Genomic DNA, 24404 nt, shown 5'->3' on the forward strand with positions numbered 1-24404 from the left:
GTTTTCAGTATTGCCCCGACTCAACGGCCCGAATGCCGAATCGCCCCAGGGCGGCCACTCCTGAGTTCATTCCGGCAAAGCGGGCGTCTTTGGTGACACCGCGAGCAAAACGCGCATAGATTTGCTGCAGAATCACAGCGAGCTTAAACATGCCAAAACAGTAATAGTAAAGCATCTCCGGCAGCGCAGCGCCGGTGACGTCGGCATATCGAGTCGCCAGTTCCTGACGACGGGGACTGCCCGGCAACATTGTCGGACCGAATGCGAGCTTGCGGACATCTTCGGGGTCATCTGCCTGGATCCAGTAGGAAAGTGACGTTCCCAGATCCATCAGCGGATTTCCAATCGTGGCCATTTCCCAGTCAAACACTGCGACAATTGTGGTCAGGTCACTGTCGGACAGCATAACGTTGTCGTACTTGTAGTCATTGTGAACCAGGGCGGGAGATGAGTCCGCAGGAATCGATTGTTTCAGCCACTGCCCCAGTTGTTCAACTTCAGGACAGTCATCCGTTTTGGCTCTTTCGTAGCGTTGGTTCCAGCCGATTACCTGTCGTTCGGTATAACCAAGCGGCTTTCCCAAATCACCCATGCCTGCCGCTTCGAAATCAAGAGAATGCAGCGCCGCGAGATTATCGATCAGAGACAATCCCAGTCTGTTCATCGCATCAGGATCAGTGGAGAGCCGTTTTGGTGTATTGTTACCGCGAAGAATGAAACCACGGCGTCGTTCCATGATATAAAACTCGTCACCGATGACATCCTTGTCCTGGCAATAGATGTATGGACGCGGTGCCGGGGCGTAGACTTCGGACAATGATGACAGCACACGATATTCTCGCCCCATATCGTGTGCCGACTGCACCTGGTTTCCAAAAGGCGGTCGACGCAGTACAAAATCCTTATCACCAATTCTGATAAGATACGTCAGGTTAGAGTGACCACTGGGAAATTGTTCCACACGCACCGGTCCCTGCACCGGAAATCGCGACTGCAGCCATGATTCGAGCCGCCGAGTGTCAAGGTGTTCGCCTGAACGAACCGGTCCCGCATGATCCAGTATCACAACTGATACTCCTTCAACACCTGACGAGCGACGACTCGGCGATGGACTTCATCAGGACCGTCATAAATGCGGGCGGCGCGTTCGTTGCGGTAGAATGTTGACAGCACTGTGTCATCAGTGATGCCCAGTGCTCCATGCGTCTGAATTGCCCGATCGACAACCTGCATCATCATTCGGGCCACGTAGAATTTGATGCTGGAGATCTCCACGCGAGCATTCTTTGCCCCGTCCTGATCGATCTTCCACGCCGCATGCAGCACCATCAGGCGAGCCGCATCGATTGCTGCCCGACTTTCCGCAATCCAGTTTTGAACAGTCTGCCGATTCGCCAACGGATCTCCGGGTGCCAGTTCACGGCTGACGGCGCGCTGACACATCAGTTCAAAACTTCGCTCTGCGATTCCAACCCAGCGCATGCAGTGATGGATCCTTCCCGGTCCGAGTCGTGCCTGCGCGATGGAAAACCCGGCACCTTCCTGCCCCAGCAGATTCGACACCGGCACTCTCACATCGTGGTAACGTATCTCCGAGTGGCTGTCCCAGTCATGCCCCTCATGTCCCATACAGCTGATGTTACGAACCCGATCAAAACCTGGGGAATCGGTCGGTACGATGATCTGGCTGGCGCGCTGATGTGGAGCGGCATCCGGGTTGGTAACGGCCATAAGAATCGCAAACGCTGCTCCGTCAGCGGAAGTGGTGAACCACTTGTGTCCGTTGATCACGTATTCGTCTCCGTCCCGGACCGCTACGGTATCCATATGCACCGGATTGGACCCGGCACGACCGGGTTCCGTCATCGAAAAACAACTGCGAATCTCGCCTGACATTAACGGCTTCAGCCATTTCTCCTTCTGTTCTTCCGTTCCGAACTCGATGAGTATCTCCATATTTCCTGCATCGGGAGCCTGAGAATTGAAGCAGTAGTTACCGAACGGGCTGCGTCCCAGTTGTTCGCAGGCCATGGCATATTCCATAAAGCTCAGACCAACCCCACCATACTCACCGGGGATCTGAGGCAGCCACAGACCGGCGTCTCGAACTTTCTGCCGTACGCGATCCAGGACGGGCCGAGCCTCCGGAAAGCTTTTGCCGAGAAACCTGCGTTCTAAAGGACAAATTTCGGTCTCCATTACATCGCGAACCCGAGTCAGCATGACCTGAGTCTTTTCGGGAATTGAAAAATCCATTTTGGCCTCTGAGGGTTAAAGGATGCTGCCGGAACTCACACAGGAACGACAGATCCGCTTTAGATCTCCACCGGATTCCGGCAGTGCAGACTCTTTTGCCGAAACCTCTACCGCCAATCAACAGCGCAGGCTGTATCACCGATAGGTCCACAATGCATGATCTTCCAGATGAGTCATCGAGTTGAAGCTATCGAGCGTAAACCGATCTTCTGTAAACGCAAAGGATGTCATTGAACAGTTCCAGATACGCCATCCGAGCCCGAGTGCAGTTTCGTCCGGACACTGCAGGGCGTGCTGAAGCGCAGCGACGATTGTACCGGCGGAGGTCGCAACCAGTACCCGGCGACCGCTGCCACCGCGCTTCACTATCTGATCGATGCCGGCGCACACTCGCGTTCTGAATTCATCCCACGATTCGAGTCCAAACAACGGGCATCTGCCGCTTATCCACAGTATCGCCACCGATTCAAACAGTTTTGCAAAAGTGCGCTGACGTTGAGTAGACGTTTCTGATCCATGGAATCTGTTCCGCTGTTCACGCAGATGAGGAATCTGTTCGCACAATTCGTCAAGATGTCCGCTGACGAGCTGATCCACATGATGCTCGTCGAATTCCCGGAACTCTGTAAACTCAGCAAATCCACCACAGACCTGCCCGGCGAGAGCAGCAGTGTGTCGGTGCCGCTTTCGCGGCCCAATGCAGATCTCATCAAATCCGACACCGTAACGTTTGAAGTAGCGCCCCAGTTCACCGGACTGCTGTTCACCGAGACGTGACAGATGATCATAGTCATCGGCAAACAGCGATGCCTGTGCATGGCGGACGAAAACAAGAGTGCTCATGCTGCTGAAACATTGATTGAGACAAAAGGGACGGCGTTCCGGCGAAACACAACTCGCGGTGTATTCTATCGTTCGATCGATCAGACCCAAACCGTGACAAAAAACGGGCGCCAGAACCATCTCAGGGGGTTTGACGACAGGCCCGGAATCTGCAGAATTTGGTATTACGCTTTCGTCCGCAGTTCGGAATTTAAACCGTCCTGTAACAACCTGGCGGCCATCCGGTCAAAAAAAAACAAACGGGACAGAATCTGTGTCTGACCTGGTTAACATGACCTGTTACTGAAAACACCGTTCACTTCATGGGGAATACCCGTTTTCGGAGACGCTTTCGTGCCAAAACATGTCATTACACTGAAACCGACCGAGCAGGCAATTCTTGAAGCAGCCGCGACGATTTATGCAGGCTACACTACTGCCGGTCGTGTTCCGGAAGGCGATGAAAAAACGTGGCTGAAGACTTCACTCAAAGAGGCAGTGCAACTGGCTTTAGCCACCGATGACGCTGTCCAGGCCGATGGTGAATTTGACTGAACGGCAGAAGCGCCGGTCAACCACCCGCAGTGCGGCCATAACCAACGGCAACGATTTGAAAACCAACCCAACACCTGGAGTTCCTGCATCGTGAAGATCACAGGAATTGATGTCTGTCCCCTGAGCGGAGCCACGGTCGACGGTGGCTGGCCTCAGGGACACGAACCACAGGATGATCTTCACGCGATCGTTGTGATTCACACCGATGACGGTGTCACCGGCTATGGCAGCTGCTTTACGTCCGGAAGTCTGGTTTCTGCCGCCGTTCATTTGTTGTGGCCTCTGTTAAAACACCAGTCAGCCGTGGAGCCGGAACGTGTTTCTGAGGCACTGCACCAGGCAACCTTCTGGCAGGGACGCGGGGGCTCGGTGACTCATGCGATCAGCGGAATAGACATCGCGTTGTGGGACATCATGGGCAAAATCTGCGGCCAGCCTGTCTCGCGGCTGCTGGGAGGCAACTACCGCAGTCGAATTAAACCCTATGGCTCCATTTTGTTTGATGAGCCAAATAAGCTCGCCAGGACCCTGGAATCTACAACTGAACGCGGGTTTCGGGCAATCAAAATGGGTTGGCGGCCGTTCGGGCGGCGTGATCGGGCGTTCGATGAACAGCTCATCCAGACGGCTCGGCAGACTGTGGGAGACAATGTGGAGCTGATGGTGGATGCCGGCGGGAGTGAACAGCACTGGCCACACGGTACCAGCTGGGCCCGCAATACAGCGTCGATGCTGGCGGAGTACGGAATTGTCTGGTTCGAAGAGGCGCTGCCACCGGACGATCTGGAAGGGTTCGCAGAACTCACACGAGTGTCGCCCATTCCCATTTCCGGCGGTGAGGTTTTGGCTCGCCGGCAGGCATTTCAGCCATTCCTGCAACATCGTGCGTTTGACATTGTGCAACCCGACGTAACCAAGTGTGGTGGCCTTAGTGAATTCCGACGTATTGCTCAGATGGCCGAAGACCGGAACATTGAAGTGGTGCCCCATGGGTGGAATACCGCAGTCGGACTGGCAGCAGATCTGCAGATTGCCGCGTTTCTGCCGAATGCGCGTTACGTTGAGTATCTGACTCCGAGTGCATACATCGAAGAGCTCACTGCTGAGCCGTTCACTCTGGACGACGAAGGTCTGTTGACGATTCCCGACCGCCCAGGTCTGGGTATCAACATCGATCCGGCTCGTCTGGCCGTGTTTTGTCCGGAGCCCATTGAATTTCGTTAAGTTTGAGAGGCCACCCACACACACATTTACAAAGTTTTGCAGAACCTGGTGTGCGTTGAATCACTTCAGGTACACATGCGCATCCGGAGAACTTCCCTCAAAAAACAAACGCGGCGGCGTTCAATCACGACAGCCGCCTGCTGCCAGTCCGTCAGGATTTTCGCAGAGCTGGCTGTCTGATCAATCCAGGAAGCACGTCGGCATCCAGTTGTGCGATGTTGCCGTCACGCAGATGTTCCCAGGCGATCGCAGCCATTGCTGCATTGTCCGTACAGTATTCCATCGCCGCAACACAAAGTTCAACACGAGCCTCACTGCACATTGCTGTCAAACGCTCTCGCAGTCGTTGATTCGCCGCCACTCCGCCACCCACACAAAGTCGGCGATGTCCCGTTTGAGCCAGTGCACGCCGGGCTTTAATCGCAAGTACATCCACGGCAGCTTCCTGAAATGACGCTGCAAGATCCGCCACTCGCTCCGGAGGTGTGGTCGACAGTTGATCCGGACCGGGCACGCCTCGAGCCGCGTACAGCACGGCGGTCTTCAATCCGCTAAAGCTGAATTCCAGTCCAGGTTTTTTTAACATCGGACGGGGCATTTGCCATGCGCCGGGATCGCCTGCCCGAGCGGCCTGTTCAATGGACGGTCCGCCGGGATAGGGCAGTCCAAGAATTCTTGCAGTTTTGTCGAATGCTTCTCCCACCGCATCATCCGTGGTACTGCCGATCATGGAAAAATCCGTCGCTGAGCGGCACTCATACAGATTGGTGTGTCCCCCACTGACGACGAATCCAACGCAGGGAAAAACCGAGGATTCTCTGCCAATGCCGCAGGCATAGATATGGGCATCGACGTGATTTACGGTGACAAGCGGGATTTCCAGGCTCATGGCAACTGTCTTTGCTGCTGTCAGTCCCACCAGTAACGATCCAACCAGGCCGGGTTCGGATGTAACCGCAACTGCAGCGAGTTCAGATGCTTCCGTATTTGATTCCGACAAAGCAGCGTGAATGGTCGGCAGGATTCGCTGCACGTGTGCACGCGAGGCAATTTCCGGGACAACGCCTCCGAAATCCTGATGCAGTTCGTATTGCGATGCAACAACATTGGAAAGCACGGCACCCGTTTCGGAAACGACAGCAGCAGCCGTTTCGTCACAGGAGGATTCAATTGCCAGCAGCCTGCGATCGTTCACAAACAGAGACTCCGAATGTTGGCCCCGAGGTCCGCTCGGAGTTCCTGTGGACACATAGCCAAGGGTGTTTCTGTTTCACCTGTCGGTTACCGAACGTCACACACAGCGGAACGCAGAACATCAGGTGCGTTCAAATGAGTGTGCAATCAAATCACGATCGAAGTACTCCGGCACGTTTCCTTCGGTCGCATACAAATACAGAGCTGCCAACAGAATCGTATTGACGGCAGAGGAAACCAGCGAAGCCAGTAACAGCAGGACCACACCTGCAACAATCAATCCGATTCCCGGCGCCGGACTGCCGTTGACGATCAGAAACATACCTGGAACAATCAGAATCAGCCCTGGAAGACCTAACAGAAAATTAATAAGCCCTGCACTAAAGCTTGCCGACAAGGATTCGCCCCAGGTGCGTTTCATGATCGAAACAGACCGCCGACATGCTTCAACGGGTCCAGCCTTTTCAACCACCAGGATCGGCACAACAAAGTACGTGGTCACGGTCCATGCCATACCCAGTAATGCAGCAACGAACTGACCGACTCTCTCTGATCGAGACTCTATGATGCGTAGAATCAAACCGACCGTCGCACTCACAAGAGCCCAGCCTGCGATTTGAGGTAACCGCCGAGAGGCTGCCCGCAATCCGTCGCCCACAGTCGGGTCGCCACCCTTGAACCGGATCATCGCACAGGCCACAAGTGCCGAGTTAAAAAACACGATGACAAAATAGTTGACCGCATAGAACGCAAACATCACAACGAGGACGACTGGATTTTTTGTAACGTCTCCTTCTTCAAGAGCAGCCATGCCGTCGGTGTACCATAATGGCCCCGCAAAACTGGCCAGCACCAGCATGCAGGCCATTCCGCTGAGAAGTGGAAACAACAGCAATTCTTTGTCAAGCCTCAGGACATGGAAGCTTTGGCACGCCAGCTGCCAGCCAGTCGACAGTCGTTGAAACATCTTCCTATCCTCTTTGATTTCGTAACGGCATCACAAACAGTCCGACCCATCAGTCGAACCGAAACCATCCTGTATGCAGAAGTAGTGTATCTCAAAATGTTGTCATCCACGATGAACGACGGCTGAACTGAATCGGATCTTCACAAATGGACAAAACCAGCACAAATCTTCATAACATCTCGTTAGCGCCTGTGGTTGTTGGACGCCGCGCATCACGACTTGTTGTCTGTTCCGGGCCGGACGCTCCTCAATCGCGTCTCTAAGTTCCTGCAAAACAGCTGCAATCTGAGAATCTACCGGATTGGCGATGACTAAGGTGCCTGCCGCTGCGACTTTGTGGACTGATGTCTCAGTGATTCCATGGCCCGGAGATGAGCACGCACATCAATCCGGGTAATAGTCTACAATCACCTGGTGGCCAAATTTTTGAGCAGACATCATCGAATCCCTTTCTTTAGCCCGAGTCCGGAATACCTGTGATGGTCCAAAACAGACAATTCGGTGATCTTCAATGCACCGTGGTCGATCAACTGAATGGCGCGGCACCACGGCTGCTGGTTGTCCTGTCACATGGATTCGGAGCTCCAGGAACGGACCTGGTCCCTCTGGCAAACGAGTTACTGAATGCGAGTCCAAAAATTGCCGAAAGCGTAAAGTTCGTATTTCCACAGGCGCCGGTTGATTTAACCCCCTTTGGAATGCCGGGAGGGCGGGCCTGGTGGCTGATCAATATGGAAAAACTGGCCTCCATTTTTCAGACTAAAGATTATGGTCAGCTCACCGAAGCTGAACCGCCGGGTCTCAGGGACGCATCATCTGCACTTTCTCAGGCGGTGCAGATAATGCTGGATGAGACCGGACTAACCAACGAACAATTGGTCGTTGGCGGTTTTTCACAGGGAGCAATGGTGAGCACCGATGTTGTTCTGCGCACCGGGCTGTGTCCGGCTTTACTGGTACTGATGTCCGGTACACTGCTCTGCAGGGCTGACTGGACAAAATTCGCCGACAGACATCCAGGATGTCGGGTGATTCAGACACACGGAAACGCTGACATGGTATTACCGATTGAACCGTCAACCTGGTTGCGGGATATACTTTCCGAAAATGGATTCGATGTGGAATACGCCAGCTTCACAGGGCCACACACCGTGCCACAAATTGCCCTGGAAATGACTGTTCAGGCAATCATCAAAACACTGGAAAACCCGACAACCGGTCCGTCGGAAGACTGAGACACAACGCTTCCCGCCAATGTACGGCAAACGACTAGCTGTTTTGACTTTGACAGTGCCAGCCAAACAACAACCGGAATGCCGGTGAAAACACATGTGGATTTGCCTGAATTTCGGCAACCAGCTCATCAGTCTTAACCCACCTGACCTGCTCAATCTCGTCCGGATCCGGTGAAATTTCACGGTTCCACTGGCATTCATACAACACCGTAAATTCCATACTGGTTTCGGGACAGGCCTGGAATTTTTGACACCGACGCAGCGGACTGCTGACGCCAAGTTCTTCAGTAAGTTCCCGAACGGCTGCTGCCGTGTAGTTTTCACCGGCACTCACGTGCCCGCAAGCCGATGAGGTCCATACTCCGGGGAACTCTTCTTTTGAACGGGGTCTCTTATGAATCAGCAGCCGTCCATCTGCCCGGTACACAAAAATGTGGACAGCACGGTGCAGCATCCGTGATTCATGAACTTCAGAGCGTTGTTTCTGGCAAATCACATGATCGTGTTCATCAACAACATCAAACCATTCGTCCCTGACGTCGACCATCGTATTCCCCCGAACGCAGCTGACAGCTTATAACAGTTGGCCGTGATTCTTTACAGCAGGTCCGTAACCACACATCCGAACGACTGTGGTCAACAAATTTTGTCCACAGATGTCGCAGACAGACAGGAAATTACAGGAACGTACGGCCAGTCTCTGGACGCTGGCACTGTAAATCGACAGGCTTATACAGGCTGAACACAGCGGTTCGTCCGTTCTTCTTGTCTCTGTTTCAGGTGTTCTTCATGTCGCATTGGTCTTCCGTTTGTGCAAACGTCATCACCCTAATCGCCGCCTGTGGGAGTTCGCTGTCAGCCACGGAGATCTCTGCCCGGGACTGGCCGTGGTGGAGAGGGCCGGAACGTAACGGAGCTGCTCATCCCGATCAAAATCCGCCGCTGCGCTGGAACGATGCGGACAACATTGCCTGGCAGACTCCAGTCCCCGGCCGCGGACACGGATCACCTATCGTGCTGGGCGACCGTGTGCTGGTCACTGCGGCAGATCATGAGACTCAGCAACAGCTGGTCATTTGTCTCAACCGAGATGACGGCACGGAAGTCTGGCGGGAAGTCATTCACCAGGGAGGATTTCCTGATCACGGCAACGAAAAATCATCTCTGGCCTCAACAACTCCGGCGTGTGACGGAACTCGGGTGTTCGTTAATTTTTATAACGACGGCAGTGTCTTAACCACGGCACTCAAACTGGATTCAGGACAGCGATTGTGGCAGCAGAAAATTACCGACTATGTCATCCACCAGGGATATGCGAGCTCACCGGCACTTTACGACAATCTTGTCATTGTGTCAGCGGATAACAAAGGAGGAGGAGCCGTGTCCGCTCTGAATTCAGAGACGGGCAAGATCGTCTGGACGCGGAAGAGACCCGTGAAACCCAATTATCCCTCCCCCATTATTCTGCATGTCGCCAATCGTGATCAGTTATTGCTCACCGGCTGTGACCTGGTCACGAGTCTGAACCCCGCGACCGGAAAAGTCCTGTGGGAAATCACCGGCGCGACCACCGAATGTGTGACATCAGTCGTTACTGACGGCAAGCGGGTCTTCACCAGTGGAGGATACCCGGACAACCATATTGCAGCCGTTGACGCGGCGGGGGCCGGAAACGAAGTGTGGCGGATTCCGGTTCGTACCTACGTTCCCTCAATGCTGATTCATAACGGAGTCCTGCACGCCGTTATGGACGCCGGAATCGCAACCTGCCGGATCGCGGAGACCGGTGAAGAACTCTGGAAAGCGCGACTGGGAGGCACGTTCAGCAGCTCTCCTGTTTTGGTCGGCGACAGAATCTACGTGACCAACGAATCCGGACTGACCTTTGTCTATTCCACTTCAACCAACGGCTTTGAGTTGCTGGCAAAGAATCAGCTGGGTGACGATGTGTTTGCTACGCCCGTGATCTGCGACAGCCGCATCTATGCGCGTATTGCCACACATATCGATGGTAAACGCCAGGAGTTCGTGTACTGCATTGCCGAATCCGGCAGGTAGACACTTCAACAGTCACTTTGATATCAGGTAATCGGAATGCAGCAGACCTTATCTTCCATCAGTCGGCGCGATTTCAGTTTAGCCGTTGCCGGCAGCATCATCGCCACGAATGTCTCTGATGCCGCATTGCAGCCTGACAAATCAACATTCAGACTTCGTTATATGCTTGGCTCCTGCATGTACGGATACACCGCCCTGCAGGAAATTGCACCCGAAGTCAGGAAGATCGGGGCACAGGCGATTGACATCTGGCCCCGTGTTCATGGAAATCAGCGTGAGCAGCTGGACGAAATGGGAGAAGAAGCGTTTGCCGATATGTTGCGCGAACACAACATTCGTCTGGGTTGTCTCACCCAGTACAAGCTGGGTCCCTTTGGCCTGGCAGATGAAATCCCTCTGGCAAAACGTTTAGGCTGTTCAACCATTGTCACAGGGGGTAGAGGTCCGAAAGGTTTGAAAGGGCAGGAGCTCAGGCTGGCTGTTCAGACATTTGTGGAACGAATGAAACCGCACCTGGCGATCGCGCAGGCACACAATGTTACGATTGCCATTGAGAATCACGGCTCCAATCTGTTTGAATCCGCTGACGCATTGAAGTGGATGGTGGAACTTTGCCCTGACACTCACCTCGGCGTGGCACTGGCCCCGTATCACTTACCTCAGGACGAACAACATATCGCAGATCTGATTCGCTCACTGGGCAGCCGGCTCGAAGTATTTTATGCGTGGCAGCACGGTATGGGCTGCCGCCTTAAGCTGCCGAAGGAACAGGAACTGCTGCAGATGCCGGGACGCGGATCTCTGGATTTTCAGCCGCTGCTGGCGGCCCTGAAACACATCGATTATCAGGGCTGGACAGAAATTTTCATGCATCCGGTTCCTCGCGGAATTCCGATTCTCGATACAACCTCAGCGGTGACTGCGGAGATCAATCAGGCGCGACAGTATCTCAGTGAATGTCTCAACGCCGGATGAATGACCACACGTGACCGGCGGACAGTGTCCCTGATATTGTTGCTGAACGTAATGATCAGATTCCGACACGCATTAGTCGAAGACCCGATAATGGCCCGTCACTTTACCTGCCGCCACCGGACTTTAATTGATTATTCAGCTGGTGAATCATGAAAGATGCCGTCATCGTCAGCACAGCCCGGACTCCGATCGGCCGGGCCTATCGTGGTGCCTTCAACAACACACAGGGCCAGTCGCTGGCCGCACACGCGATTCGTTCCGCCGTCGAACGCTCGGGCGTTCATCCGGAAGAGATTGACGATGTCGTGTTTGGCTGTGCGATGCCGCAGGGGTCAACCGGACTGAACGTTGCCCGACAGGCGGCGTTGGCAGCCGGAATTCCCACGAGTGTTTCCGGTATGACAGTGGATCGCCAGTGCTCGTCGGGCATGATGTCGATTGCAATCGCGGCAAAACAGATCCTGCATGACAACATGCGCGTTGTCGTGGCCGGTGGTGTCGAATCAATCAGCCTGGTCCAGAATGAACATATGAACCAGTACCGAATTGAGGACGAGGCCGTGGTTGCTGCAAGCCGCCACATTTACATGCCCATGCTGGAAACCGCAGAAGTGGTCGCGAAGCGATATAATATTTCGCGAGAGCAGCAGGATGAATACGCCCTGCAGAGCCAACAGAGAACAGCCGCCGGACAGGATGCAGGCAGGTTCGACGATGAAATCGTACCCGTGACATCGACCATGGGCGTCATGGATAAGGAGACAAAAGAAATCAGCTTTAACCAGGTCACACTGGAAAAAGACGAGGGCAATCGTCCGACCACGACGGCAGAAGGCCTGGCGTCTCTGCAGCCTGTCACTGAAGGAGGGACAGTCACCGCCGGTAACGCCAGTCAATTGTCCGACGGTGCGTCGGCATGCGTTGTGATGGACTCGGAACTGGCAGAACAGCGGAACCTTGAACCTTTGGGAATTTATCGTGGCATTGCGGTGGCCGGAACTGAGCCCGACGAAATGGGGATCGGGCCGGTGTTTGCCGTTCCCAAACTCCTGAACAACAGCGGTTTGCATCCGGATGACATCGGACTGTGGGAATTGAATGAAGCATTCGCCGTGCAGGTCGTGTGCTGTCGCGATCGGCTGGACATCCCAAACGAACTACTGAATGTCAATGGAGGTTCGATATCCGTTGGACATCCCTATGGAATGTCGGGTGCGCGAATGGTGGGCCATGCGTTGATCGAAGGAAAACGCCGCGGCGCAAAATTTGTTCTGTGCACCATGTGCGTGGGAGGAGGAATGGGAGCGGCAGGATTATTTGAAGTCGCCTGAGTCTCACCGATTATATTTAAGCCGGATTTGTGCATTCAGGACACCGTATGAATTCCGCCATGACGTTCGGCATGCCGTGCCTCAGCCAGCATGAACGAAAACGTCATCACGGCAGACATAACGGCAACCGCCCCCAGGACAACGAGAAACAGGGACCAGCTCTGCTCTGCAAGTTCTCCGGCAAACCAATAGAACACAGCGTTCACAAAGAATGCGACGGCGTCCAGAGTCCCGACCAAAAAGCCGGCATGGGGCCCCCCGAACTGAATTGAGAACACGCTCATTGGAATGTAGTAACAGGGAGCGATGCACAAACCGAACACGAACAACAGCCCCACGGACATTTCCGCTGCGGTTTGATTTGACACACTCAGGGTCGGCATCAGGTAAAACGCGCCAATACAGCCGGCGGCTGTCAGCAGCAGCCCTCCCATCATCCAGGCTGTTGATCGACGGCTAAGCAGATCAAACACGAAACCTCCGCACAGGACCGAGATAAGACTTCCCAATGGAAAGGCATTAGACGCCACGGCTGCAGCACGTTCCGTCATTCCCATGTTCTCCCTGAGAAATATCGGAACAAACAGCAGAAAATCCCACAGGACGGTCAGTGTTGCCAGACTGCCCACAATGAGCCAGAAGCGAGGACACATACAGAAGCGACCGATGGCAGTCCTCAGCGATGTTCCGTCCAGTGGATGGCCGGAATACGAAACCTCATTCACTCCCGGTTCCGTCGACTGCAGGCGACACGCTGCCAGCCGACTGGCGGCAGTTGTCTGAGATACATTAAAGGCCACTGCAGTCACAAGTCCGACTCCACCGGCAATCAGCAGCAGGTTCGGCCAGGAGACGGTCCCGATCAGCAGACCCAGCCCAAAGGTCACGCCCATGGTTCCCACCCGGGAACTGGTTGAAAGAATCCCCCAGACGCGTCCGAATTCTGCCGGACGAAACGACTGGCCGACAATACGGGCCATCGCCGGCCACCCGGCAGACTTGGCCATCAGGGCAACAAAAAATGCTGCCTGAAACATCCACGCGGACGTAGCCTGAGAAAATGCTGCAATTCCACACGAACAAACCACAAGACCGGCGGTAAACGTGATTCGTCCGCCCAGACGATCAGCCGCATACCCCGCAACAAATTTTCCAATGACGGCTCCGGCGGTTCCCATCGCGAGGATACGTCCCCAGTCGCCTTTGTCGATGTCGAGAGCCGGGTCCGACAGAATTGAATTGCTGACCGGGGCCGGGCACATTCTGAGCACCATGAACACCGCATAACCGATGTACATCGACAGCAGGACCAGTAGCTGATTGAAACGTTCCGATTGACGATTTTCTGACAAACCTCATCCCCGTGTTGCGGTTCCGGTACAATCACCGGCCGCAGTCGTGTCGGTTTTCTGTGCGGAGTTCATCGTTTGACAGACGCAGCCCGGTGCGAGGAAAGTGCTCATCAAGACGGCCATTGCTGCCTGATGCGTTGTCAGTGTTCACAGCCGTGTGTGGTTTGATCCCGCCCAAACGATCAACGAGTCAATCGCTCACTATGCTGCAACCTGAGTCTATCGTCAACCGGTTCGGATGTTTCCGGTCACTCCAACATCGACACGCTTTGAGAGAATGCAGTGAACACGTATAACGTGCTGTTCCTATCGCCTGTGTCTTCTTATTGCCATGTCCGGCTCCTGCTTTCCGAATGAACACTTCCAGGGCGAACAACCGCCTTATCTCAGCAACGTGGGCACTTACCGTTCGGGAGTTGCGCCGTTTCTTCCGCCAGCGGTCACGGGTCGTGGGTGCGATCGGTCAGCCCGTTGTGTTTTGGATCGTATTTGGCGCAGGACTCGGAGCATCCTTCCAGGCCCCCGGCTGGGCGACTGCTCTGGAACGCCCGCTGAGTTATCAAGAGTATTTTCTGCCGGGTATTGCTGTACTCATCGTTTTGTTCACTGCAATATTTGCGACAATCTCCGTGATTGAAGACCGTCGTGAGGGATTTCTCCAGGGCGTACTGGTCGCTCCTGTCTCCAGGTCCGCGATTGTACTGGGTAAAGTGGTTGGAGGTTCACTGCTGGCTATGATCCAGGCCGGACTCTTCCTGTGTCTGGGGCCCATGATGTCTCTGGTCGGACTGGCACCTGACATACCGGTTTCCGTCACGCCCCTGCAGGGACTTATCGCCGGACTGTTCCTTGCAATCATCGCGATCGAGCTCACATCTATTGGGTTTCTGATTGCCTGGCCCATGAATTCCACACAGGGATTTCACGCCATCATGAGCGTGTTCCTGCTGCCGATGTGGCTGTTGTCGGGATCATTTTTTCCAGGAGGAGAGTCCGGCTGGCTGTCCCTGGTGATTCGAATGAATCCACTGACCTATGGAGTCGCGGGTCTGCGTCGTCTGCTGTATGCCCGGACACTTCCGGTTGGCGAAGCCCTGCCATCGATGTTCCTGTGCTGTACAGTGACAGTGGTCACCACACTGGTCGTTTTTACACTGTGTGTACAGTTGGTGCGGCGCCCCTCTGTGCAGAATACCGTCTGATGTTGAGCCGACGAACTGCGCTTACCACACTCGCGACAGAAAATGTGCAGGTATCCCGTGCTGCCCAGCAGTTATGAAAATAAACACGTCACCGTTATGGGGCTCGGCAACCTGGACGGTGGTGTTGCGGCGGCACGGTACCTGGAGAGTCAGGGAGCTCATGTTGTCGTCACCGATCTGCGATCGTCACATGAACTGGAGTCTTCCCTGCGACAGCTGAAAACGGATGGACTCGACCTGAAATATTATCTGGGCGGACACCCGGATGTGGCGTTTGAGAAATGTGAATTACTGGTCGTCAACCCGGCCGTCCGACCCGACAACAAAATCGTAGAACATTGTCGGAATCGTGGTGTCCGGATCACCAGCGAGATTGAACTTTTTATCGATCGTAATCCGGCGTTCACGATTGCCGTGACCGGCAGTAACGGCAAGTCCACTACCTGCCGGTTGATTTACGATCTGCTGCGGGCAAACATTGATTCCACCCGTGTCGTTCAGATCGGAGGAAATATCGGTAGAAGTCTGCTTCCGGTTCTGCCTTCGCTTCGTTCTCAGGACATCGTGGTACTTGAGCTCAGCAGTTTCCAGCTACACCGGCTCGGAGACACCGGGATTTGTCCTGACGTTGCGGTCGTGACAGGCCTCAGTCCAAACCATCTCGACTGGCACCCTGATTTCGAACATTACGAATCGGCCAAACAGGTGATCTGTTCGTCGCAGAAAAAGACGGACGGGATTGTTGTGCCGGATGATCTGGATAATTGGCCGATTCGCGGACGCTGCCTCCGTTTCGGCCTGTTTGATTCAGGGGAAGACGGCGTATTTATCGACGACGGTGCAATCATTATACGAACAGCGGGTGTGGAATCAGCAGAACGTCTTTCGATGAATTCCACACTGCAAAGCCAGCACAACCAAAAAAACCTGGCGGCAGCCGTGGCTGCCGTTCAGTTGACCGTCAATAACACTCTACAGTTACAGCCGGTTGTGCAGCAGTTCTCGGGACTGCCCCACAGAATGCATACCGTCGCGCAGGGAAGCGGCCGAAGATTTATCGATGATTCCGCGTCCACCACACCGGAAAGTACTGTGGCTGCCCTCGAATCTGTCTCATCGGGGTGTGTCCTGATTGCCGGAGGTGCTGACAAAGGAACAGACCTGAGTTCTCTGGGAAAACAAATCCGGCGATACACAGATCGTTTGGTGGCAATTGGAGCAACGGCCGCAGATCTGTCCGAAGCAGCACTGGCCGGTAACAATGGTCAACAGAACTTTACCGTGGTTAAGACAGCCGATTTTGTCAGCGCATTTGAGCATGCAGTTGAACTCACCCGACCAGGCGATATTGTGCTGTTGTCTCCAGGCTGCTCCAGTCACGATTGGTTTCCTGATTTCCAGGAACGTGGGCGGACGTTTTCCCGACTTGCCCTGGAATGGTGCGAGGCCCAGGAGAATATTAGATGAACGGAGAACCAATTCCATCGAAAAACTGCACCACCATCCTGGTGGCTGCCGCCCTGTTATTTTGGATCCGTTGTGTGAACCCGAACTCGGTGGACCTGACGGTTGTCCGAATTCCGCGAGTGACCTCGATTGTTGAAACGCCTCCACGACTGACGAAAAGTGTCCACACCTCTGTGCCGATGAAACAGCCGGATTTCGGTCGACCAGAACCTCTGGAGAGCAGCAAACTGAAAGTGATCTGACACTCGGGCCTTTCATCTTAGATTCAAAATACATCCTGGGAAATCTGCTGTGACATCAGACACAATCTCCAACCTGCTGGAGAATATCGATTCTGCGATATTGGGGAAAAACCGAGCCGTTCGACTGTCGGTGGTGGCGCTGTTGGCAGGCGGTCATGTTCTGCTGGAAGACGCCCCCGGTTTGGGAAAAACGTCACTGGCCAGGGCTCTGGCGAAGTCCCTGGGGTGTGAGTTCACGCGTCTGCAGTGTACGCCTGATCTGCTTCCGAGCGACATCATCGGTTCAAACGTGTATCTGCCTGGCACGGGTGAGTTCGAATTTCGTCCTGGTCCCGTGTTCACAAATGTCCTGGTAGCCGACGAAATCAATCGAACGACACCACGCACGCAAAGTGCGCTACTGGAAGCGATGAGCGAAAACCAGGTGTCAGTCGAAGGCGAAACACGTTTACTGCCGGCGCCGTTTTTCGTAATAGCCACCCAGAATCCTTTTGAATTTGAAGGCACCTACGCGTTGCCCGAAAATCAGCTGGATCGATTTATGGTGTGTCTCGAGGTCGGTTATCCGGACAGAACGACGGAACGTGACGTGTTGACCCGGCACCGAACAGGCGAACCGGTGGATGATCTGGAAGCCGTGACAGACAGCCAGGCGATTTTGCAGCTTCAGGAACAGGTCACGTCCGTCCGAGTCGATGATTCCATCTCGGATTATCTTCTGGCGATCACCCACCTCTCGCGCGAACACCGAGAATTATCGCTGGGAGTAAGCACCCGTGGTGCATTGACGATGTATCGAGCGGCTCAATCTTTGGCTCTGGTCAGCGGGCGTGACTACGTGATCCCTGATGATGTCAAAGAACTTGTCATTCCGGTATGGAGCCATCGTATCGTGTGTCGGGGATCGTTCGGCGACGGACAGCGCATTAAGGCGGTCCAGATTTTGAACGAACTTCTTGAATCGACACCGGTGCCGGTCTAAGGAAGGAATCCGGGACCCACTGCCGGACCTGTTCAGTCCGTGTTTCTTAGACTCACCTGCTGTTTATTTGACCAACCGCCAGGATCGTCACAGCCGCAACGTTATGACATCAGAAGAATTTGACATCATTGAATCGGCACAACTAAGACAATGGGACAACACTCATGTGTGGCACCCCTTCACTCCGATGACCGCTCATCGGAGTGAGGAATCACCGATTATCGTGGCGGGTGAGGGTTTCGAGCTGATTGATGTCAGCGGTCGCCGTTACCTGGACGGGATCTCATCACTGTGGTGCAATATTCACGGTCATTGTGTTCCCCAGATCAATCAGGCGGTCAAACAGCAACTGGACCGTGTTGCTCACAGTACATTGCTGGGCCTGGCCTCTGAGCCCTCCATTCGGCTGGCACGACAACTGGCCCAGATCACCCCTGACGGTCTGAAGCATGTTTTCTATTCAGACAGTGGATCCACTGCCGTTGAAGTCGCGATTAAGCTGGCCTACCAGTATCAGCGGCAAAAGTCATCCGGATCTGAACCGCGTGACCTGTTTATTTGTGTTGGTGAAGCTTATCACGGGGATACGATTGGCAGTGTGAGTGTTGGTGGAATTGACCTGTTTCATCACGTCTACGGACAACTGCTGTTTCCGACCAAAACGGTGCCGGCGCCCGTGGCACTGCGTATTCCCTCCGGACACACTCGCGACTCATGGATTCAGTATTGCTTCGATGAAGTCGAACGTATCGTACGTGAGGAACATCAACACGCTGCCGGGTTTGTGATTGAACCACTCGTCCAGGGAGCGGCCGGAATTCTGGTGCATCCTCCCGGTTATCTGACACATGTACGTCGACTGTGTACTGAATACAGAATTCCACTGATTATCGATGAGGTTGCCACGGGGTTCGGTCGCACAGGCAAAATGTTCGCCTGCGAACACGAAGACGTAAAACCGGACATTATGTGTCTGGCCAAGGGCATTACCGGCGGTTACCTGCCACTGGCCGCAACGCTGACTACCGACGAGATCTCTGAGGCATTTCTTGGCCAGCCACACGAAGGACGAACGTTCTTTCACGGACACACGTACACCGGAAATCCGCTGGGATGCGCGGCAGCAATCGCATCGCTGGAATTATTTCAGCAGCACGATGTCATGGCCAACGTCGATGGAATCGAACAAGTGATCGCGCGGAAACTACATCATCTGGCAGATCATCCGCATGTCGCAGAAGTGAGGCAGCGGGGAATCATGGTGGGAATTGAACTGGTGGCAGATCGCAGTTCTCTGTTGCCGTTCGAATCAGAACACCGGCTTGGTCATCGGGTCACGCTGGCTGCGCGGGAACGCGGTGTGATTCTGCGTCCCCTTGGTGACGTGATCGTGCTCATGCCGGCGCCGGCCATGCCGCTCCCACTGGTCGAGCGGATCTGCGATGTGGCACTGGAATCGATTGACGCTGCGATTGCGAGCCTTCCGGCGGTCGACGGATAGATGTCACATTCCCGTCCACTCATAAGAAACGGCTCAGAACCGCTATGAGCACGATTCTGAGCCGCTGTTTTCCCGACCGAAGACAAGCCGTTTCTGATCACCAGTGGTGATTCAGCATACGGTTATCGCGTATCGAGTCTGGATGGTGGCTGCCGGTGGGACAGCCCGCCGACCGTCACGTGGCGCTGCCACCTCGCATTGGACTACAGTAATCATTCACCGAACCACCTCCTTTCTGATTTAGGACCCCGTTGAGTTGTGTTGTAGAAGCACAACTTCTTCGGGCGTATGGTTGTCGGATGCGTTCTTCCGACCCTCGAACACAACTATTGTTGCTGAACCCGGTAGAGGGACAACCCCAAACCGGGGCTGGTTCAGCTGACTTCACAATCTGATGGAAAAATCCTTGCAGTGGGTGGTGGAATCTGTCCGCTTCTGCCGACGTTACCGGGACATTAACACCGATCGGAGCGATTTGTCTGGAAGAGGCCCTCTCGGATCTTGCGAATAAAAGTCGTGCTCTGCATACTTATCCGGCAGACGGGCAGCACTGACAGGCTGTACTGTGCATCGGGCGATTAGCTCAGTTGGCTAGAGCACCTCGTTTACACCGAGGGGGTCGCAGGTTCGAGTCCTGCATCGCCCATTCCATACACCTCAGACCCTCTGAAACCAATGGTTTCGGGGGGTTCTTCATGCGCGACGGATTCGTCATCTGAAAGTGGTAGTGAAATGGCAGGAGATCGTGGCGCCACCCAAACCGCTGCAGCTGTTTCATCAGCCTCCGCCAGCACGTCGTACTCCATGGTGATGGTGATGGAAGCATGCCGCATGAGCTGCTGCAGAATGTGTGGTCGGACACGATCCGCCCAGCGGTAGGCAAAACTACGGCGAAGGTCGTGGGCTGTGGCCGTCGACTTCTGCGCCACCTTGATGCCGGCGCACAGCCTAGCCGCGTCACCTCACTATCCCAGATTCGGTTGTTTGAGTCAGCCGGGACACAATCAATTCCGACTGAAATGGGTCAGCTTCCCTGCCAGTGCGAGCCGCAAAATGAAAGTGCGCAGCGTTTCTCGCCCTCGCCTTCGCTCGGCGGATGGCCTGCGGCAGAAGTGTATTGCATGAAACGGTTGTCTGACCAGAAATTCAAAAATCGACACCATGATTATTCGCTCCACACGACTGGCAAATACTGTCCAACGGCGTGTCGTTGCCCATCATCCAGCCGTTGGGTTTTCGTTCATTGCATTCTGTGCAGACCTGAAAGACGTGCCTGTCCCTGAGAATGCCCGCGACCACGGCAGCGACATTGTCGTCCGTTGTTTCAGCAGGAAATGACGCAACGATCTTCCAGGTTGAAACTGGCGTATGCGGTCCATCCCACTGAATTTCACAGACGGCGATCGTAGTCTCGCTGCCGGTGCGATCGACTCGAATGAATTCTTCGATCAATTCGTCGTCAGTCAGCGATAGACTCTTCGTTCAAAATCGATTACATGGCGGCCCATTCGTCGCTGAGTGCTTCGGCCTGCTGCAGAACCAGCTTCACGGCGGCGGCCTGCATGTCCGGTGGATAGCCGAATTTTTTGAGGATACGGCGAACGACCACTCGAATTTTGGCTCGGGCTGATTCGCGGACGGTCCAGTCGATGCTGACGTTTTTGCGGACGGTCATCACCAGTTGGGTAGCGATCACCTTCAGTTTTTCATCGCCCAGCATTTCTGTGGCAGAGTCGTTTTGTGCCAGAGCGTCGTAGAAGCAGACTTCGTCTTCGGTGAGTCCCAGGTCTTCGCCACGATCGCTGGCTTCTTTGACCTTGTGAGCAATCCGGATCAGTTCCTCGATGATTTCCTGATTGCTGATCGCCCGGTTGTGATAGCTGTTCATCGCGGTCTGCAGCAGCTCAGAAAATGATTTGGCCTGCACCACGTTACGTTTGTTTCGGGTCTTGATTTCATCGCTGAGCAGCTTCTTCAGCAGCTCCACGGCCAGATTCTTATGGGGCAGCCGACGGACTTCTTCCAGGAATTCCTCCGAGAGCATCGATACATCCGGTCGATCGATGCCGGCTGCCTGATAGACGTCGATCACATCGTCCTCGGCAGTCACCACCGCCTTTGACACCAACTGCCGGATAGCATGATCCAGTTCAGCTCCAGTTTTTCCTGACGTGGAATACTTGCGGAACATGGTCTGCACGATCTGGAAGAACGCGACGTCTTCGCGAATCTCCATCGCGTAGTCAGACGTGGGGCACAGGGCAAAGGCTTTGGACAGGTTGCCGACGTGAGCCATCCAGCGTGCTTTGCCGTCCTCCTGTCCCAGAAGGTGTTCCTGAGCCAGCTGAGGCAGTGTGGCCCGCTCTGCCGGTGTGCCGGTCGTCCACTTTGTGTAGTCCAAACCGTGCAGCATGTCGCAGCACAGCTCGTAATGCCTCTGCAGAGCGGCGACGGCTTCTGCAGCGTCGATTGTCGTTTTACCCTGGCCACCACTCTGCGTGTAGGTCCGTAGTGCCTGCTTCAGCGCGTCGCCGATGCCGATGTAATCGACGATCAAGCCGCCGGGCTTCTGCTTGAATACGCGGTTCACCCTGGCGATCGCCTGCATCAGACCGTGGCCGTGCATCGGCTTGTCCACATACATGGTGTGGGCACAGGGAGCATCAAAGCCGGTCAGCCACATATCACGTACAATGACCAGCTTGAATGGGCTTTTCGTGGACTTAAAGTGGTTGGCCAGGTCCTTGCGGCGTTGTTTGGTACGAATGTGCTGCTGCCATTCGGGACCATCGGTCGCGGACCCCGTCATCACAATCTTCACGACTCCCTGTTCATCGTCTTCGCTGTGCCAGTCCGGTCGCAAAGCAATGATTTCGTTGTACAGGTCCACACAGATGCGGCGAGACATGCAAACGATCATGCCTTTGCCGTCCATCGCCTCAGTGCGCTTCTCGAAGTGTTCGACCAGATCTTTCGCCACCACCTGCAGACGGTCGTCGTCTCCGACCATGGCTTCCAACGCTGCCCATTTGGTCTTCAGTTTCTCCTGAGTCTTGACCTCCTCAGCTTCGGTAACGTCGTCAAAGTCTTCGTCGATAGCTTCGATGGCGGCATCGTCAAAGCTGAGCTTTACCACACGGGCTTCATAATAGATGGGCACGGTGGCTTTATCGTGGACAGCACGTTGAATGTCGTAGACGCTGACGTAGTCGCCAAATACGGCCTGAGTGTTCTTGTCGTCCAGTTCGATGGGCGTGCCTGTAAACCCGATGAAGGACGCATTCGGCAGACCATCGCGGATATTGCGGGCAAACCCATAGCTGATTTTCGACGGGTCGTTCTTGTCTCGGCGGGCCTTGAACCCGTATTGGCTGCGGTGAGCTTCGTCGGCGATCACCACCACATTGCGTCGATCAGTCAGCAGGGGGAACTGTCCCGCTTCTTCGGCGAACTTATGAACCGTGGTGAAGATCACTCCGCCGGAATTCACCTGCAGCAGTTCGCGCAGGTTTTCGACAGAATCGGCCTGCACGGGTGTCTGGCGCAGGATCTCCGCACACCGCTGGTACTGGCCAAACAGCTGGTGGTCCAGATCGTTGCGATCAGTCAGCATGACCAGAGTTGGGTTATTCATCTGCTGGTGCGACACAACCAGCCCGGAATAGAACAGCATGGTGAAGCTTTTACCGCTGCCCTGAGTATGCCAAACCACCCCACAGCGACGGTTGCCATCTTCACCGGTTGCAGTCACGGTTGCGTCGATCGCTTTGCGCGCCGCATGGAACTGGTGATAACCGGCCAGAATCTTAAACACCTGATCGCTGTCCGGGTCGTCTTCAAACAGAATGAAGTTGCGGACTATGGACAGCAATCGATCGGGCTGAAACACGCCACGTATCAGAATTTCCAGCTCCAGCTTGCCGGTGACAGGCTGCTCGTCCTCAATCGTGGGCCACGGTTTGAACCATTCCCAATTGGCAGTCAGTGAGCCAATACGAGCCTTCTGACCATCGCTGGCAATCAGCAGTTCGTTACAGTCGAACAGCGACGGGATTTCCTGCTTATAAGTCCGCAGCTGTTTGAAGGCCCCGTCGATGGTGGCGTCTTCGTCTGCCAGGTTCTTCAGCTCGAAGACGGCCAGCGGCAGACCATTCACGAACACAACAATATCCGGGATGCGCAGATGGTTGCCTTCACGTACGCGAAACTGATTGACGGCCAGCAGATCGTTGTGGGACGGATTGTCGTATTCCACCAGCTGCACTCGGTCACCGCCGACGGAACCGTCCGGCCGACGGAACTCCACTTCCACACCGTCCCGCAGCCAGCGGTGAAACTGTCGATTCCTGCCCTCCAGAGTAGGTCCGTCCATACGGGTGATCAGGCGGAAGGCTTCGTCGATTCCTTCTGATGGGATGTCCGGATTCAGCCGCGCCAGTGCGGCCTGCAAGCGACCCAGCAGTAGCACGTCCGAAAATGATTCGCGTTCTGGCGATGCCCCTTCCGGGGCGAGGTCCGGACCATGGGCAGTGGCGTAGCCGAGTTCGGCAAACCATTCCAGTGCGGCCAGTTCAATTGTGGATTCATCGACCTGTGCGTTGCTCATCAGGCGTCCGTCCCTACAGATACCGAAGTGAGTTGCTCTGCGATCCAGTCCAGTATGCTCAGGACATTGTTCATGTCAGCGTCAGATTGCCAGGTTTCACGGACGTCGACGCGTTGTAAGCGACCGAGTGACATATTCTTTTCACTCATCGTTCACCACTGCTTCCTGAATTTCTTTAAGCGTACGCCCGGACTCATCTTTCCATTCAATCCGACCGTTCGCGCTGCGAGCCATCATGACCGACGCGGCCTGTGACGGGCTGTTGAAAGAATAGTCCTGTGTGAGGTGATACCGGTCACCGTCCACGCTGAAGACCCCCGAATCAACAAGGCTTTGGCGAATTGTGCAAATGTAGCGTGGACAGTTCGTGGTCTCCTGTTCCCGCGCCATGCCACCAGCCAGCACAACAAATCCGTCAGCGGCTTCATATCCTGT

The 24404-nt window shown here is 54.7% G+C and carries 21 protein-coding genes and 1 tRNA gene; 11 read left to right on the top strand and 11 right to left on the bottom strand.

The window, feature by feature from the left end; translation table 11 throughout:
• Positions 1-4 precede the first annotated feature (4 nt).
• The 3 genes from MK110_15035 to MK110_15045 all read right to left on the bottom strand — a co-directional run bounded on the left by MK110_15035 (position 5) and on the right by MK110_15045 (position 3099).
• Positions 5-1066: a phosphotransferase family protein gene (locus MK110_15035; protein MCH2212617.1), complete on the bottom strand. Its 1062-nt coding sequence runs from the start codon at positions 1064-1066 to the stop codon at positions 5-7.
• A complete protein-coding gene (locus MK110_15040; protein ID MCH2212618.1) occupies positions 1063-2256 on the bottom strand; it encodes an acyl-CoA dehydrogenase family protein in 1194 nt (397 codons plus the stop codon). Before MK110_15040 ends, MK110_15035 begins: the two co-directional genes overlap by 4 nt.
• 135 nt (positions 2257-2391) lie before the next feature.
• Entirely contained in the window at positions 2392-3099 is a 708-nt protein-coding gene (locus MK110_15045) for a phosphoglycerate mutase family protein (GenBank protein ID MCH2212619.1), read from the bottom strand.
• Positions 3100-3432: 333 nt separating this feature from the next.
• Here MK110_15045 and MK110_15050 point away from each other — a divergent pair, with 333 nt between their 5' ends.
• A complete protein-coding gene (locus MK110_15050) occupies positions 3433-3633 on the top strand; it encodes a hypothetical protein (protein MCH2212620.1) in 201 nt (66 codons plus the stop codon).
• Positions 3634-3723: 90 nt separating this feature from the next.
• Complete coding sequence (locus MK110_15055) at positions 3724-4857, top strand: mandelate racemase/muconate lactonizing enzyme family protein (GenBank protein ID MCH2212621.1); 1134 nt, start codon at positions 3724-3726, stop codon at positions 4855-4857.
• A gap of 151 nt (positions 4858-5008) precedes the next feature.
• On the opposite strand, the gene tsaD is transcribed toward MK110_15055, so the two are convergent.
• Positions 5009-6052, bottom strand: a complete 1044-nt coding sequence (gene tsaD, locus MK110_15060) for a tRNA (adenosine(37)-N6)-threonylcarbamoyltransferase complex transferase subunit TsaD (protein MCH2212622.1) — start codon at positions 6050-6052, stop codon at positions 5009-5011.
• Positions 6053-6172: 120 nt separating this feature from the next.
• The gene (locus MK110_15065) at positions 6173-7018 is read right to left on the bottom strand and encodes a DUF6159 family protein (protein ID MCH2212623.1); all 846 of its coding nucleotides are present in this window, start codon (positions 7016-7018) and stop codon (positions 6173-6175) included.
• A 479-nt stretch (positions 7019-7497) separates the two neighbouring features.
• Here MK110_15065 and MK110_15070 point away from each other — a divergent pair, with 479 nt between their 5' ends.
• Positions 7498-8253 (top strand): hypothetical protein, encoded by a 756-nt coding sequence (locus tag MK110_15070; protein ID MCH2212624.1) that lies wholly within the window; start codon positions 7498-7500, stop codon positions 8251-8253.
• Positions 8254-8287: 34 nt separating this feature from the next.
• Here MK110_15070 and MK110_15075 read toward each other — a convergent pair whose 3' ends face one another.
• Complete coding sequence (locus MK110_15075; GenBank protein MCH2212625.1) at positions 8288-8800, bottom strand: NUDIX domain-containing protein; 513 nt, start codon at positions 8798-8800, stop codon at positions 8288-8290.
• Positions 8801-9042: 242 nt separating this feature from the next.
• On the opposite strand from MK110_15075, the gene MK110_15080 reads away from it, so the two are divergent.
• From MK110_15080 to MK110_15090, 3 genes are all read left to right on the top strand, one after another.
• On the top strand, positions 9043-10311 hold the full coding sequence (locus MK110_15080) for a PQQ-binding-like beta-propeller repeat protein (protein MCH2212626.1): 1269 nt from the start codon (positions 9043-9045) through the stop codon (positions 10309-10311).
• Positions 10312-10347: 36 nt separating this feature from the next.
• On the top strand, positions 10348-11286 hold the full coding sequence (locus MK110_15085) for a sugar phosphate isomerase/epimerase (GenBank protein ID MCH2212627.1): 939 nt from the start codon (positions 10348-10350) through the stop codon (positions 11284-11286).
• A gap of 149 nt (positions 11287-11435) precedes the next feature.
• Positions 11436-12617, top strand: coding sequence for an acetyl-CoA C-acyltransferase (locus MK110_15090; GenBank protein ID MCH2212628.1), 1182 nt, complete (start codon positions 11436-11438; stop codon positions 12615-12617).
• Between the two features lie 35 nt (positions 12618-12652).
• Here MK110_15090 and MK110_15095 read toward each other — a convergent pair whose 3' ends face one another.
• On the bottom strand, positions 12653-13969 hold the full coding sequence (locus MK110_15095; protein ID MCH2212629.1) for an MFS transporter: 1317 nt from the start codon (positions 13967-13969) through the stop codon (positions 12653-12655).
• A 353-nt stretch (positions 13970-14322) separates the two neighbouring features.
• Between MK110_15095 and MK110_15100 the strand changes: the two genes are divergently transcribed.
• The 5 genes from MK110_15100 (at position 14323) to MK110_15120 (ending at position 20009) form a co-directional block, all read left to right on the top strand.
• The gene (locus MK110_15100) at positions 14323-15171 is read left to right on the top strand and encodes an ABC transporter permease (GenBank protein MCH2212630.1); all 849 of its coding nucleotides are present in this window, start codon (positions 14323-14325) and stop codon (positions 15169-15171) included.
• Between the two features lie 57 nt (positions 15172-15228).
• A complete protein-coding gene (gene murD, locus MK110_15105; GenBank protein MCH2212631.1) occupies positions 15229-16638 on the top strand; it encodes a UDP-N-acetylmuramoyl-L-alanine--D-glutamate ligase in 1410 nt (469 codons plus the stop codon).
• A gap of 291 nt (positions 16639-16929) precedes the next feature.
• On the top strand, positions 16930-17862 hold the full coding sequence (locus tag MK110_15110) for a MoxR family ATPase (GenBank protein MCH2212632.1): 933 nt from the start codon (positions 16930-16932) through the stop codon (positions 17860-17862).
• Between the two features lie 103 nt (positions 17863-17965).
• Positions 17966-19363: an adenosylmethionine--8-amino-7-oxononanoate transaminase gene (gene bioA / locus MK110_15115; GenBank protein ID MCH2212633.1), complete on the top strand. Its 1398-nt coding sequence runs from the start codon at positions 17966-17968 to the stop codon at positions 19361-19363.
• 572 nt (positions 19364-19935) lie between these two features.
• Positions 19936-20009 (top strand) — tRNA-Val (locus tag MK110_15120).
• Between the two features lie 500 nt (positions 20010-20509).
• Here the strand turns inward: MK110_15120 and MK110_15125 are convergent.
• From MK110_15125 to MK110_15140, 4 genes are all read right to left on the bottom strand, one after another.
• Positions 20510-20815: a hypothetical protein gene (locus tag MK110_15125; protein MCH2212634.1), complete on the bottom strand. Its 306-nt coding sequence runs from the start codon at positions 20813-20815 to the stop codon at positions 20510-20512.
• A gap of 40 nt (positions 20816-20855) precedes the next feature.
• Complete coding sequence (locus MK110_15130) at positions 20856-23969, bottom strand: type I restriction endonuclease subunit R (GenBank protein MCH2212635.1); 3114 nt, start codon at positions 23967-23969, stop codon at positions 20856-20858.
• On the bottom strand, positions 23969-24118 hold the full coding sequence (locus MK110_15135; protein MCH2212636.1) for a hypothetical protein: 150 nt from the start codon (positions 24116-24118) through the stop codon (positions 23969-23971). Before MK110_15135 ends, MK110_15130 begins: the two co-directional genes overlap by 1 nt.
• Positions 24111-24404, bottom strand: a 294-nt coding sequence (locus MK110_15140) for a DUF4357 domain-containing protein (GenBank protein MCH2212637.1), incomplete at its 5' end; no start/stop codon positions are given. The genes MK110_15140 and MK110_15135, both read right to left, overlap by 8 nt.

The sequence above is a fragment of the Fuerstiella sp. genome (assembly GCA_022447225.1).
Taxonomy (GTDB): Bacteria; Planctomycetota; Planctomycetia; order Planctomycetales; family Planctomycetaceae; genus S139-18.